The following is a 13,734-nucleotide window of genomic DNA, read 5'->3' as shown; positions in this document are numbered from 1 at the left end:
GTCAGGCTCCCTTCCGGTGCGGGCTGACGATCAGCGTGGAGTGGTGCTCCAGGATGCCGCCGTTGCCGCTGACCAAGATCACATCGTTCTTGGCGACCTGGCGCTCGCCGCCGTCCCCGCGGGCCTGGATGACCGCCTCCGACAGCGGGGTCATGCCCCACATGTAGTAGGCCGACAGCTGCCCGCCGCCGGTGTTGGTGGGCAGCGCGCCGCCGGGACCCAGCACCCCCGACTCCACGAACGCGCCGCCCTCGCCCTTGGCGCAGAAGCCGTAGTCCTCCAAGGAGACCAGGACGGTGTAGGTGTAGCAGTCGTACAGCTGGCAGATGTCGATGTCCTGGGGGGTGACCCCGGCCATCTTCATGGCGATGGGCCCGGAGATCGCCGCGCCGGTGGTGAGGCCGAAATCACTGTCGCGTTCCATGCGGTGCACCGGGTGGCCCTGGCCCCAGCCCCAGATGTGCACGGGGGGACGCGCCAGGTCGGCGGCTCGGTCGGCGCCGGTCACCACGACGGCGATGGCGCCGTTGGAGACCAGGCAGCAGTCCAGCAGGTGCAGCGGCTCGGCCACCCAGCGGGAGTTCTGGTGATCTTCCAGCGTGATGGGCTCGCGCATCTGCGCCAGCGGGTTCATGGTGGCCCACTGCCGGGTGGCGACCGCGATCGCGCCGAGCTGCTCGCTGGTGGTGCCGTAGCGGGCCATGTGGCGCCGGGCGGCCAGCGCATACAGGGTGTTGACGTCGCGGAAGCCGAGCGCGGAGGTCATGCCGCCGAAGCCGTACCACTCCTTGGCGCTGCGCTTGTAGGCGGCGCCCGCGGACTGCTTGGGCCGCAGCGGCGCGTCGGCGAACACGCAGGCGACGGTGGACGCGGCGCCGCTGATCACCGACATCGCCGCGTACGCCACCATGGCGCCGGCGGTGGCGCCGAAGGACTGCATCACGGTCAGCACCCGCAGGTCGCGCAGCCCCAGCGTGCCGGCCAGCTCGATGCCGGGGGAGCCGCCGAGGCCGTGGCTGACCACCAGCCCGTCCAGGTCCGCCAGGGTCAGCCCGGCGTCGGCGACCGCCCGGCGCACGGCCTCATCGGCCAGCCGGCGCGGGCTGCGCCCGTACACCTTGCCGAGCTCGGTCATGCCGAGCCCGGCGATCGCCGCCCCCTCACCCATGGATCCTCATCACTCCTCCTACCGGGGTGTGTTCTCGGCAGCCCACGGTACCGAATCGTGTTCGGTATATGGCGTGCGCGGGCGGGGCGGGAGCGGATCCGGTGAACCGGGAACGGCTTCGTCCCGCGGCATGGGACGGGACGGCGCCCGGCGCGGCCGTGATCTTCGGTGGATCCGGGAGCGCCCGGATGGGCCGGCCACCGGGCGCCTTCGGTGATCTCGCCCACCTTGCGGCGGCGGTGAACCTCATCGCTTGCGGCCGGGCGGGGACGCCCGCGGCCCGTCGGTCAGCTGCGGGCGAAACGGTCGGTGGCCTCGATGAGGCGGTGCAGGATGCCCGGCTCGTCGTAGGAGTGCCCGGCGTCGTCCACCAGGTGGAACTCCGCCTCCGGCCAGGCCCGGTGCAGGTCCCAGGCGGTGGCCGGCGGCGTGCACACGTCGTAACGGCCCTGCACGATCACCGCCGGGATGTGCCGGATCCGCTCCACGTCGCGCAGCAGCTGGTTTTCCTCAAAGAAGCCGCCGTGGCGGAAGTAGTGGTTTTCGATGCGGGCGAAGGCCACCGCGTAGTCCGGATCACCGAAGTGCTCGACCAGCGAGGGATTGGGACGCAGCGTCAGCGTCCTGGCCTCCCACTGCGCCCAGGCGCGGGCCGCCGCCACCCGGACCTGGCGGTCCGGCGACTCCAGGCGCGCCCCGAACGCGGCGATCAGGTCGTCCCGCTCTTCTTCGGGAATCGGCTCCACATACTTCTCCCAGGCGTCCGGGAACAGCAGCGAAGCGCCCTCTTGGTAGAACCAGTACAGCTCGAAGGGGCGCAGCATGAACACCCCGCGCAGCACCAGCTCGCTCACCCGCTCCGGGTGCGTCTGCGCGTACGCCAGGGACAGCGCGCTGCCCCACGACCCGCCGAACACCAGCCACCGGTCGATGCCCAGGTGCTCGCGCAGCCGCTCCATGTCGGCGACCAGATGCCAGGTGGTGTTGTGCTCCAGGGAGACCGCCGGGTCGGATGCGTGCGGCCGGCTGCGGCCGCAGTTGCGCTGGTCGAACAGCACGATCCGGTAGGCCTGAGGGTCGAACTGGCGGCGATGATCGGCGGTGCACCCTCCGCCGGGCCCGCCGTGCACCATCACCGCCGGTTTCCCGTCGGGATTGCCGCAGACCTCCCAATAGATCTGATTTCCATCGCCGACGTCCAGCATCCCGGATTCGTGCGGTTCGATCGGCGGGTAGAGGGTGCGTAGCTCCATGGGCAGCGATTGTCTCACCGCTTGCGGCCCGCGTCGGTGCGTCGATGGTCTGTTAACAACGCGTTGAGATCTGGGTTCTCGAACCCAAACAGGGCAAACGCTGAGCCCGACGGCACTAGAGTGCAGGGTGTGAGCGACCTCAACGGATCGGGAGGCCAGCGGCCGGTGCAGGAACTGGGCTCGCCGTGGCCGGTGCTCGGCCCCGACTCAGGACCGCAGCCCGCCGTGCCGGCGCAGGCCGCGGCCGCTGCCGCCGGCCGGCCCGGCGAGCAGCGGGACGCCCAGCCCTGGGACATCGTCGAGCGGCTGCGCCAGATGGCCGATCTCATCGGCGACGCGCTGGCCGCCGGTGAGCGCAAGGTCATGGAGGCCGCCAAGGAGGCCGCCGCCCTCCAGCAGGAGAAGGAGGCCGCCCAGCGGGACGCCGCGGCCGCCTGGGGGGAGGTGCAGCGCGCCCGCGGCCAGGCCGAGCAGGCCGACCGCCGGGCCGGTGAGGCCGAACGGCGCGCCGCCGAGGCCGAGCATCGTGCCGGTGAGGCCGAGCGGCGGGTCGCCGAGCTGGAGCGGCGGATGGCCGAGGCCGCCAATGAGGCCGCCGCGCAGATCGCCGCGTTGCAGGCCGAGCGGGAGTCCGCCCAGCGCGATGCGGCCGCCGCCTGGGGGGAGGTGCAGCGGGCCCGCGGCCAGGCCGAGCAGAACGAGCGGCGCGCCGCCGAGGCCGAGCATCGTGCCGGTGAGGCCGAGCGGCGGGTCGCCGAGCTGGAGCGGCGGATGGCCGAGGCCGCCAATGAGGCCGCCGCGCAGATCGCCGCGTTGCAGGCCGAGCGGGAGTCCGCCCAGCGCGATGCGGCCGCCGCCTGGAACCAGGCGCAGCAGTCCCGCGCCCAGGCCGAGCAGGCGCTGGCCCAGGCCGAACAGTCCGAACGGCTGGCCGCCGAGGCCGAACGCCGCGCCGAGCAGTCCCGCGCCCAGGCCGAGCAGGCGCTGGCCCAGGCCGAACAGGCCCGCGCCCAGGCCGCCCAGGCCGAACAGGCCCGCATGCAGGCCGAACAGGCCCGTGCCCAGGCCGAGCAGCGGATGGCCGAGGCGGAGAACACCGCCCGCCAGATGATGGCCCAGCGCGACTCGATGCGGGAGGCCCGCGACGAGGCCCACCGCGCCATGGAGGAGGCCGTCGCCGCCCGCCGTTCCGTGGAGGCCGAACGGGACCGCCTCTCTGAGCAGGCCGCCGAGCTGTCGCGGGCGCTGGAGAGCGCCCACTCGGAGCTGGCCGGCCTGCGCGCCAAGCTCAGCGAGGCGGAGATGGCCGCCGCCAACTTCCAGCACGCCGCCGCGGCGGCGGCCAAGGAGGCCGAGTCCGAGCGGCGGCGCGCCGCCGAGCTGGAGAAAGAACGCCAGCAGGCGCTGGAGGCCGTCCGCGCGGCCGAGCAGCAGCGCGACGCGGCGCTGCAGGCCCAGGCCCGCGCCGACTCGGAGGCCACGCTGGCCCGCGGTCGCGCCGAGCAGGCCGGGCGCGAACGCGACAACGCGGTGGCCGCGATGCGGCAGCTGGCCGCCGAACGCGACGCCATCGCCGAAAAGCTCGCCGAGCGCGACCAGTGGGTCGACCAGCTCGCCCAGGCCGTCACCGAGCAGCGCACCGCCCTGGCGGAGATGTCCCAGGAGCGGGACGCCGCCCGCACCGCCGCCGACCAGGCCCGCACCCTGGTCGACGAGCTGACCCGGCAGCTGCGCACCATCATGCCCAGCGCGGCTCCGCGGGTCTGATCCGCCCGCGCCGGGCGGCCGGCGCCCCGCCTTCCGATCCGTGGGTGCCGAGCACGGTGATCCACGCCCCTTGCACCGTCGAATCGGCGTCCGACCAGGGGCGATGCCGTCGTTTGCGCGGCCTGGACGCCTTTGCCGTGTGCGTCCCGCCCTGCTCGGTGTTCTCCGGCTGTTATCCTGGTGGCCCGTGGATAAAGCGGCCAAGCCCCGCCTCGCGACGACCACGGGAGCGTCCTACTTGCCATCGGCAGCCACGGGTAGCCAGCGTCCTACCAAACATCTCTTCGTCACCGGCGGTGTCGCCTCCAGCCTCGGCAAGGGACTGACGGCATCCAGCCTCGGGCGGCTTTTGACCCTGCGTGGCCTGAAGGTCACCATGCAGAAGCTGGACCCCTATCTCAACGTCGACCCGGGGACGATGAACCCCTTCCAGCACGGGGAGGTCTTCGTCACCGACGACGGCGCCGAGACCGACCTGGACATCGGGCACTACGAGCGGTTCCTGGACACCGACCTGCACGGGTCGGCCAACGTGACCACCGGCCAGGTGTACTCCAACGTCATCGCCAAGGAGCGGCGCGGGGAGTACCTCGGCGACACCGTCCAGGTCATCCCGCACATCACCAACGAGATCAAAGACCGCATCCGCGGCATGGCCGAGCCCGGCGTGGACGTGGTCATCACCGAGGTCGGCGGCACCGTCGGCGACATCGAGTCACTGCCGTTCCTGGAGGCCGTCCGGCAGATCCGCCACGAGATCGGCCGCGACAACTGCTTCTTTCTGCACGTGTCGCTGCTGCCCTACATCGGCCCGTCCGGGGAGCTGAAGACCAAGCCCACCCAGCACTCGGTGGCCGCGCTGCGCAGCATCGGCATCCAGCCGGACGCGATCGTGTGCCGCTCGGACCGGCCGATCAGCGACGGCCTCAAGCAGAAGATCAGCATGATGTGCGACGTGGACCGCGAGGCGGTGGTCTCGGCGGTGGACGCCGCCAGCATCTACGACATCCCCAAGGTGCTGCACGCCGAGGGCCTGGACGCCTACGTGGTGCGCCGGCTGGGCCTGCCGTTCCGCGACGTGGACTGGAGCGCCTGGGACGAGCTGCTGCGCCGGGTCCACCTGCCGGTCCACGAGGTCACCATCGCCCTGGTCGGCAAGTACATCGACCTGCCCGACGCCTACCTTTCGGTCACCGAGGCGCTGCGGCACGGCGGGTTCGACAACGACGCCCGGGTCAACATCCGCTGGGTCAAAAGCGACGAGTGCGCCACCCCTGAGGGCGCGCAGCGGATGCTGGAGGGCGTGGACGGGGTGCTGATCCCCGGCGGGTTCGGGGTGCGCGGCATCGAAGGCAAGATCGGCGCGGTCCGCCACGCCCGCGAGAACGGCATCCCGCTGCTGGGCATCTGCCTGGGCCTGCAGTGCATGGTGATCGAGGCGGCCCGCTCGCTGGCCGGCCTCACCGACGCCGGCAGCAGCGAGTTCAGCGACGACACCCCGCACCCGGTGATCGCCACCATGGCCGACCAGGTCGATGTGGTCTCCGGCGACCGGGACATGGGCGGCACCATGCGGCTGGGCCTGTACCCGGCCGACCTGGCCGAGGGCTCCCTGGTCCGGGAGCTGTACGGGGCGTCCCGCGCCTCCGAGCGGCACCGCCACCGCTACGAGGTCAACAACCGCTACCGCGAGCAGCTGGAGAAGGCCGGGCTGCGCTTCAGCGGCCTGTCCCCCGACGGCCGCCTGGTGGAGTACGTCGAGCTGCCCCGCGAAGTGCACCCGTTCTTCGTGGGCACCCAGGCGCACCCGGAGTTCCGCTCCCGTCCCACCCGGCCGCACCCGCTGTTCTCCGGGCTGATCGCGGCGGCCATCAAGTACGGCGCGGCCCGCCGTTCCGGCGCCGTCACCACCTCATGAGCGGTGCCGAGGAGGTCCGCGACCGGCCCGAACGCTGGGAGGTGGTCGCCAGCGCCACCTCCTATGCCGGACGGCTGGTGCATGTGCGCAGCGACCAGGTGAAGATGCCGGGCGCCTCGGGCGTGGAGGTCGTCACCAGGGAAGTGGTGGTCCACCCCGGCTCGGTGGCCGTGGTCGCCCTCGATGAGGCCGAGCGGGTACTGCTGATCCGCCAGTACCGCCACCCCGCCGGGCGCCTGCTGTGGGAGCTGCCCGCCGGGCTGCGGGACGTGCCCGGCGAGCCGCTGCGCGACCTGGCCGCCCGGGAGCTGCTGGAGGAGGCCGGGCACCGCGCCGAACGCTGGCACACCCTGGCCGACGTGCTCGTCTCGCCCGGCATCTCCACCGAGCGGTCCCGGATCTTCCTGGCCCGCGACGTCAGCGAGGTGCCCGCCGAGCAGATCGGCTTCCAGCGGGTGCACGAGGAGGCCGACATGCCGGTGGCGTGGGTGCCGCTGGAGGAGGCGGTGGCCAAGGTGCTGGAGGGGCACATCCACAACCAGCTCGCGGTGATCGGGATCTTGGCCGCCCGCGCCGCCCGCGCCGCCGGCTACCGCTGCCTGCGTCCCGCCGACGCCCCCGAGGAGTGAGTCTTTTCCACCAGCCGGCCCGGGGCCGCAGGCGGGGCGCAAAACGCGTCCGGCACCGCATCGCTCCGGGGCACGGCATCGGCTCGACCTGCGGGACGGCGCGGTGAAACGCGCCGATCGGCACGGCCTGCGCGCACAACCGTCCCGGAACCGGCATCATGGGGCGGGTCGGACTATCGGCGGGTGGACGGGAGTGCTGTGCGTGGCGGCTGAGTCCGCGTTGGAGACGGCCGTGAGCCGCTACCTGGCGCACCTGGCCGCAGACCGCGGCCTGGCCGCCAACACCCTCAGCTCCTACCGGCGCGACCTGCGCCGGTATGCGCAGGCGCTGCGCGAGCGGGGCCGGTGCGCCATCGGCGAGGTGACCGAGGCCGACGTGCTGGGCTACCTGGCGGGCCTGCGCGAGGGCGACGCCGCCCACCGGCCGCTGTCGGACCGCTCGGCCGCGCGGGCGGTGGCGGCCGTGCGCGGCCTGCACCGCTTCGCCGTGCGGGAGGGACTGGCCGCCGCCGACCCGGCCGCCGGCGTCCGGCCGCCGGCCTCTCCCAAGCGCCGGCCCAAGGCGATCTCCGTCGCCGAGGTGGAACGGCTGCTGGCGGCCGCCGCCTCCGAGGGCACCCCGCGCGGGCTGCGCGACCGGGCCCTGCTGGAGCTGCTGTACGGGTCGGGGGCGCGCATCTCCGAAGCGGTCGCGCTGGATGTGGACGACCTGGACCTGAAGGCCGGTCTGATCCGCCTGACCGGAAAAGGCGGCCGCGTCCGCCGGGTGCCGGTCGGCGAGCACGCCAGGCGGGCCGTGGAGGCGTACCTGCGGCAGGCCCGTCCGCACCTGGCCAAGGACGGGACCGCAGGGGCTGCGTTGTTCCTGAACGCCCGCGGCGGGCGGCTGTCGCGGCAGGGCGCCTGGATGGTGCTGCGCGCCGCCGCGCAGCGGGCCAGACTGGTGGGGGTGTCCCCGCACACCCTGCGGCACTCCTTCGCCACCCACCTGCTGGACGGCGGTGCCGACGCCGGGGTGGTCCACCAGCTGCTCGGCAATGTCTCCGCCGAGCAGGGCCGGGGCGGGCGAATGTACGCTCTGGTCACTCAAGGGCTGCTCACCGAGGTGCACGCCATGGCACATCCCCGGGCGCGCGCCGAGGTGTGAAAGCGCGCGCAATCTGCGCTTCAATCGATTCCCCCGGCGCGCGTCGGCTTGAGCCGCCGCGCGCCGTACCCCTAAAGTCCCCGTTTTGGACGGTAACCAGGCCGCCGGGAAGGTTAAAGCCGTGACCAGTACGCCGGAGGCAGCCGGGACCGAGCTCCCGGTCGCCCTGACCGATCCTCGTCAGGCCCTCGGGCCGACAGGGCGGCCCCTGCCCGTGTTCCCCGAGCCCGAGCCGCTGACCGAGCACGGGCCGGCGCGCATCGTGTCGATCTGCAACCAAAAGGGCGGGGTCGGCAAGACCACCACCACCATCAATCTGGGCGCCGCGCTGGCCGAGGTGGGCCGCCGGGTGCTGCTGGTCGACTTCGACCCCCAGGGCGCGCTGTCGGTCGGCCTCGGCAAGGGCGACCCCCGCCAGCTGGAGCTGACGGTCCACAACCTGCTGCTGGAGGACAACGTCAGCTGGGAGGAGGTCGTCCTCGACACCGGCTTTGAGAACATGGACCTGCTGCCCAGCAACATCGACCTGTCGGGGGCCGAGGTCCAGCTCGTCCACGAGGTCGGCCGCGAGTACATCCTGTCCGGGGCGCTCAAGCCGGCCGTCCCCGAGTACGACTACATCCTCATCGACTGCCAGCCGTCGCTGGGGCTGCTGACGGTCAACGCGCTGGCCGCCAGCCATGGCGTGCTGATCCCGCTGGAGTGCGAGTACTTCGCCATGCGGGGCGTGGCGCTGCTGATGGAGACGATCGAGAAGGTGCAGGCCCGGATCAACCCGGAGCTGAAGATCGACGGTGTGCTCGGCACCATGTACGACTCGCGCACCCTGCACACCCGCGAGGTGCTGGAGCGGATCGTGCAGGCCTTCGGCGACCGGGTGTTCCACACCGTGATCAACCGGACGGTGCGCTTCCCCGACGCCACGGTGGCCGGGGAGCCGATCACCTACTTCGATCCCACGTCCATGGGCGCCAACGCCTACCGGGAACTGGCCAAGGAGGTCCTGGCGAGGTGGGCCGAGACCGGTTGATCCCCGCCGGCCCGCCGGCGCGCAGGCCGGTGGGCCGCCGATGCCGGGTCAGTGCCGGTCTTCCATTACGGTGCAGGGTGTGAAGCACGCCGCCGCCCCCGAAACCGGCCCGCCGCGGGCCGCCGAGCAGGCGGACGGGCCGCAGGACGAGCAGCGCGCCGCCGGCTTCCAGGTCCACCTGGACAACTTCGAGGGGCCCTTCGATCTGCTGCTGGCGCTCATCTCCAAGCACAAGCTCGACATCACCGAGGTGGCGCTGCACAAGGTCACCGACGAGTTCATCGCCTACATCCGCTCCCGCGGCCCCGACTGGGACCTGGACCAGGCCAGCCACTTTCTGCTGGTGGCGGCGACGCTGCTGGATTTGAAGGCGGCCCGGCTGCTGCCGTCGGGGGAGGTGGACGACGAGGAGGACCTGGCCCTGCTGGAGGCCCGCGACCTGCTGTTCGCGCGGCTGCTGCAGTACCGCGCCTACAAGGAGGTCGCCAAGGTCCTCGCCGAGCGAATGGCCGAGCAGAGCCGCCGCTATCCCCGCAACGTGCCGCTGGAGCCCCGTTTCGCCAACCTCCTGCCGGAGGTGCTGCTGGGGCTGGGACCGGTGGAGTTCGCCCGGCTGGCCGCCAAGGCGCTGGCGCCCAAGGAACCCCCGCCCGGCGTCCCGGTCGAGCACATCTACCAGCCGAAGGCCAGCGTCGCCGAGCAGGCCGCCATCGTGGTGGCCAAACTGCGCCGGATGCGGCGGGCCACCTTCGCGGTGCTGACCGCCGACTGCCGGGGGACGTTCGAGGTCGTCGCCCGCTTCCTGGCGCTGCTGGAGCTGTACCGGGAGCAGGCGGTCGTCTTCGAGCAGGCCGAGCCGTTCGGGGAGCTGCACGTGGAGTGGACCGGCAGCGACGAGGGCGAGATAGCGGTCGGCGACGACTACGAGGGGACCCCGGACCGCCAGGACGGCCGGGGTGAGAACGGGGACGGAAGATGACCGTGACGACTGACCGGCCGGAGCCGGAGGCCGAGCCGCAGGTGGGGCTGCGGGCCGCCCTCGAGGCGATCCTGCTGGTGGCCGACGAGCCGGTGACCGAGGTCGCGCTGGCGCAGCTGCTGGAGCGGCCCGTGCCGGAGGTCGCCGCCGCCCTGCGGGAGCTGTCGGATGAGTACACCGCCCAGGGGCGCGGGTTCGATCTGCGCCAGGTCGCCGGCGGGTGGCGTTTCTACACCCGCGACACCTGCGCGCCGGTGGTGGAACGTTACGTCACCGACGGCCAGCAGGCCCGCCTGACCACGGCCGCGCTGGAGACGCTGGCCGTGGTCGCCTACCGCCAGCCGGTGAGCCGGGCCAAGGTCTCGGCGATCCGGGGCGTCAACAGCGACGGGGTGATGCGCACCCTCACGTTGCGCGGGCTGATCGAGGAGGCGGGACGGGACCCGGAGACCCAGGCCCACCTGTACCGCACCACCGGCTACTTCCTGGAGCGGCTGGGGCTGCGCAGCCTGGACGAGCTGCCGGAGCTGGCCCCCTACCTGCCCGAAGACCTTCCTGAGGACATCATCGAGGACGGACGCGCATGAACACCGACACCGGCACCGCAGAGCACAAAGAGGGCGTGCGGCTGCAGAAGGTCCTGGCCGAGGCCGGGCTGGGCAGCCGGCGCCAGTGCGAGCGGCTCATCGTCGAAGGCCGGGTCAAGGTCGACGGCGAGGTGGTCTCCTGGCTCGGCGCCAGGGTCGACCCGGCCAAGGCCGTCATCCATGTGGACGGCCTGCGCGTGGAGACCCGCCCGGAGATGCGCTACTACGCCCTCAACAAGCCGCGCGGGGTGGTCAGCACCATGGCCGACGAGCGCGGCCGCAAGTCGCTGGCCGACTATGTGGACGTGCCCGAGCGGCTGTTCCACGTGGGCCGGCTGGACACCGACACCGAAGGGCTGATCCTGCTCACCAACGACGGTGATCTGGCTCACCGCCTCACCCACCCCAGTTTCGGCGTGGAGAAGGTCTACTTGGCCGAGATCGTCGGGCCCATCCGGCGCGACCTGGGGCGGCGGCTGCGCGCCGGCATCGAGCTGGAGGACGGCCTGGCCAAGGCCGACCGTTTCCGCCTGGTCGAGCAGGTCGGCAAGCGGGCCCTGGTGGAGATCACCCTGCACGAGGGGCGCAAGCACATCGTGCGGCGGATGCTCAAGGAGGCCGGGCACCCGGTGCAGAAACTGGCCCGCATCAGGTTCGGCCCGATCAAGCTCGGCCGCTTGAAGCCGGGTAGCCTGCGCGCGTTGACCATCAAGGAGGTCGGCGAGCTGTACCGGGCGGTCGGGTTGTAAGGTCCCGGCGCGGCGTCGCCGGCCCGCGGCGGCACCCCCCGCCGCCGCGACCTTCGGCAGGGAGGAATGACGACAGTGGCGGTACGCGCGATCCGCGGGGCGACCCAGGTGGAGGCCGACGACCGGGAGCAGATCCTGGAGGCGACCACGGAGCTGGTCACCGAGGTGATGCGGCGCAACGGGCTGTCCACCGACGATGTGATCAGTGTGATCTTCACGGCCACCCCCGACCTCACCGCGGAGTTCCCCGCATTGGCCGCCCGCAAGCTCGGCTTCCACGAGGTGCCGCTTCTGTGCGCCACCGAGCTGGACGTGCCGCACGCGCTGCCCCGGGTGATCCGGCTGATGGCCCATGTGGAGACCGACCGGCCCCGCTCCCAGATCCAGCACGTCTACCTGCGCGGGGCTGTCGCGCTGCGGCTCGACATCGCCCAGTAGGCCGCTTGACCCGCCGTTTTCCGGCAGGTCAAAAGCAGGTCGGCGGATTTTCGGCACGGCCGGGGCCGCTACGCTGAGGGCGTGGAGAGCGACCAGGCGATGCGGCGCATCATCATCATCGGAACGGGGCTGATCGGCACCTCCGTGGCGCTGGCGATGCGCGAACGCGGCACCGAGGTGCTGCTGGCCGACCGGGACGCCGCGAGCCTGGAGCTGGCCGTTCAGCTCGGCGCCGGGACGCCGCTGCCGGAGGACGGGCCGGACGAGCCGGCCGACCTGGCCGTGGTGGCCGTGCCGCCGGCGGCCGTGGCGCCGGTGCTGCTGGATGCGCAAAAACGCGGCCTGGCCCACGTCTACACCGACGTGGCCAGCGTCAAGGCGATGCCGCTGCAGGAGGCCGCCGAGCTGGGCTGCGACCTGACCAGCTATGTGGCCGGGCATCCGCTGGCCGGCAGCGAGCGCTCCGGCCCCGCGGCCGCCCGCGCCGACCTGTTCCTGGGCCGCACCTGGGCGCTGTGCCCGGTGGAGGAGACCGATTCCCGAGCCTTGGAGCGGGTCCGGCAGCTGGCCACGGCCTGCGGCGCCCGGACGCTGACCGTGCCGGCCGCCGAGCACGACCGGGCGGTGGCGCTGGTCTCCCACGGCCCGCACGTGGTCTCGGCCGCGATGGCCGCCCGGCTGCGCGGCGCCGACGACGTCGCGCTCAGCCTGGCCGGGCAGGGAGTGCGCGACGTCACCCGGATCGCCGCCGGCGATCCGCGGCTGTGGCTGGGGATTCTGTCGGCCAACGCCGGGCCCGTCGCCGACGTGCTGGAGGAGGTCGCCGCCGACCTGAAGGCCGCCGCCGCGCACCTGCGCGAAGGCGGCGAGCACGCCCTGGAGCGGGTGACGGACCTGCTGGTGCGCGGCAACGCCGGACGGGCGCGCATCCCCGGCAAGCACGGGGGGCGGCAGTCCCGCTACGCGGTCGTCCCGGTCCTCATCCCCGACCGGCCCGGCGAGCTGGCCCTGCTGTTCCAGGCCGCCGGGGTGGCCGGGGTCAACATCGAGGACGTGTCCATCGAGCACTCCCCGGGCCTGGCGGTCGGCGTGGTGGAGCTGTCGGTGGAGCCGGAGGCGGCCCAGCGGCTGGCCGCCGAGCTGCGCGCCCGCGGCTGGTCGGTCCCCGGCTGAGCGCACCCGCCGGCCGCGCCCTGCGGTGTCTGCGGAAGATCCGGCATGCCGGTAGCCTGGGCCGGGGCCCGCGCCTTCTCACCGGCGCCCCGCGATCCTTCACCTCGGCCCCGGCCGCCTCTTGCACCTTGGGAAGGAAGCACCGTGTCGCTCGTCATCGCCATCGACGGACCGTCGGGATCGGGCAAGTCCAGCGCCGCCAAGGGCGTCGCCCGCGCGCTGGGGATGCGCTACCTGGACACCGGCGCCATGTACCGGGCCATGACGTGGTGGATGCTCTCCCAGGGGGTGCCCGTGGAGGACGCCGAGGCCGTCGCCGCGCGGGCCGGCGAGCCGGTGCTGGAGTGCGGCACCGACCCCGACGCCCCGACGATCTCGGTGAACGGCACCGACGTGTCGGGCCCGATCCGCACCCGCGAGGTCACCAACGCCGTCAGCGCGGTCAGCGCGGTGCCGGCGGTGCGCGAGCGGCTGGTGGCGCTGCAGCGGGAGATCATCGGCGATGGGGGGATCGTGGTCGAGGGCCGGGACATCGGCACCGTGGTGGCGCCCGACGCCCCCGTCAAGGTCTTCCTGACCGCCAGCGAGGAGGCCCGGGCGCAGCGGCGGGCCAGGGACCTGGCCGCCGACCCCGCGGTGACCGTGGAGCTGACCCAGGCCGAGCAGGCCCGCCGGGACCGGCTGGACTCCACCCGCAAGACATCCCCGCTGACCAAGGCCGACGACGCCTGCGAGATCGACTCCACCGACCTGACGTTGGAGGAGGTCATCGAGACGGTGGTGCGTCTGGCCAAGGAGCACGCCGCCACGGGGTGACCGATGGCGACGCCGTCCCGGGCGGGACGGCGGGAAGGCCCGGCACGCCGGCCGGGCGGGCCGCAGGCTCCGAGCAGGCC

The 13,734-nt window shown here is 72.9% G+C and carries 13 protein-coding genes; 11 read left to right on the top strand and 2 right to left on the bottom strand.

What is annotated here, in order from left to right; all coding sequences use genetic code 11:
* Position 1: 1 nt before the first annotated feature.
* Entirely contained in the window at positions 2-1,168 is a 1,167-nt protein-coding gene (locus TCUR_RS14000; protein ID WP_012853168.1) for a thiolase family protein, read from the bottom strand.
* 287 nt (positions 1,169-1,455) lie between these two features.
* Complete coding sequence (gene pip / locus TCUR_RS13995; protein ID WP_012853167.1) at positions 1,456-2,421, bottom strand: prolyl aminopeptidase; 966 nt, start codon at positions 2,419-2,421, stop codon at positions 1,456-1,458.
* A 129-nt stretch (positions 2,422-2,550) separates the two neighbouring features.
* On the opposite strand from pip, the gene TCUR_RS25025 reads away from it, so the two are divergent.
* The 11 genes from TCUR_RS25025 to cmk all read left to right on the top strand — a co-directional run bounded on the left by TCUR_RS25025 (position 2,551) and on the right by cmk (position 13,654).
* Positions 2,551-4,188, top strand: a complete 1,638-nt coding sequence (locus TCUR_RS25025) for a coiled-coil domain-containing protein (RefSeq protein ID WP_052305512.1) — start codon at positions 2,551-2,553, stop codon at positions 4,186-4,188.
* 238 nt (positions 4,189-4,426) lie between these two features.
* Positions 4,427-6,106 (top strand): CTP synthase, encoded by a 1,680-nt coding sequence (locus tag TCUR_RS13980; protein WP_012853165.1) that lies wholly within the window; start codon positions 4,427-4,429, stop codon positions 6,104-6,106.
* Positions 6,103-6,735, top strand: coding sequence for an NUDIX domain-containing protein (locus TCUR_RS13975; RefSeq protein WP_012853164.1), 633 nt, complete (start codon positions 6,103-6,105; stop codon positions 6,733-6,735). Before TCUR_RS13980 ends, TCUR_RS13975 begins: the two co-directional genes overlap by 4 nt.
* A gap of 202 nt (positions 6,736-6,937) precedes the next feature.
* Positions 6,938-7,882: a tyrosine recombinase gene (locus TCUR_RS13970; RefSeq protein WP_012853163.1), complete on the top strand. Its 945-nt coding sequence runs from the start codon at positions 6,938-6,940 to the stop codon at positions 7,880-7,882.
* A 121-nt stretch (positions 7,883-8,003) separates the two neighbouring features.
* Positions 8,004-8,912: a ParA family protein gene (locus TCUR_RS13965; RefSeq protein WP_012853162.1), complete on the top strand. Its 909-nt coding sequence runs from the start codon at positions 8,004-8,006 to the stop codon at positions 8,910-8,912.
* Positions 8,913-8,952: 40 nt separating this feature from the next.
* Entirely contained in the window at positions 8,953-9,891 is a 939-nt protein-coding gene (locus TCUR_RS13960) for a segregation and condensation protein A (protein WP_012853161.1), read from the top strand.
* The gene (gene scpB, locus TCUR_RS13955) at positions 9,888-10,478 is read left to right on the top strand and encodes an SMC-Scp complex subunit ScpB (RefSeq protein ID WP_012853160.1); all 591 of its coding nucleotides are present in this window, start codon (positions 9,888-9,890) and stop codon (positions 10,476-10,478) included. Before TCUR_RS13960 ends, scpB begins: the two co-directional genes overlap by 4 nt.
* Complete coding sequence (locus TCUR_RS13950; RefSeq protein WP_012853159.1) at positions 10,475-11,227, top strand: pseudouridine synthase; 753 nt, start codon at positions 10,475-10,477, stop codon at positions 11,225-11,227. Before scpB ends, TCUR_RS13950 begins: the two co-directional genes overlap by 4 nt.
* Positions 11,228-11,302: 75 nt before the next feature.
* A complete protein-coding gene (gene aroH, locus TCUR_RS13945) occupies positions 11,303-11,665 on the top strand; it encodes a chorismate mutase (RefSeq protein ID WP_012853158.1) in 363 nt (120 codons plus the stop codon).
* A 99-nt stretch (positions 11,666-11,764) separates the two neighbouring features.
* The gene (locus tag TCUR_RS13940; protein WP_012853157.1) at positions 11,765-12,838 is read left to right on the top strand and encodes a prephenate dehydrogenase; all 1,074 of its coding nucleotides are present in this window, start codon (positions 11,765-11,767) and stop codon (positions 12,836-12,838) included.
* A gap of 144 nt (positions 12,839-12,982) precedes the next feature.
* Positions 12,983-13,654: a (d)CMP kinase gene (gene cmk / locus TCUR_RS13935; RefSeq protein WP_012853156.1), complete on the top strand. Its 672-nt coding sequence runs from the start codon at positions 12,983-12,985 to the stop codon at positions 13,652-13,654.
* The last annotated feature ends 80 nt before the right edge of the window (positions 13,655-13,734 follow it).

The sequence above is a fragment of the Thermomonospora curvata DSM 43183 genome (genome assembly GCF_000024385.1).
GTDB lineage: Bacteria > Actinomycetota > Actinomycetes > Streptosporangiales > Streptosporangiaceae > Thermomonospora > Thermomonospora curvata.
This window is presented reverse-complemented; position numbering and strand designations above follow the sequence as displayed.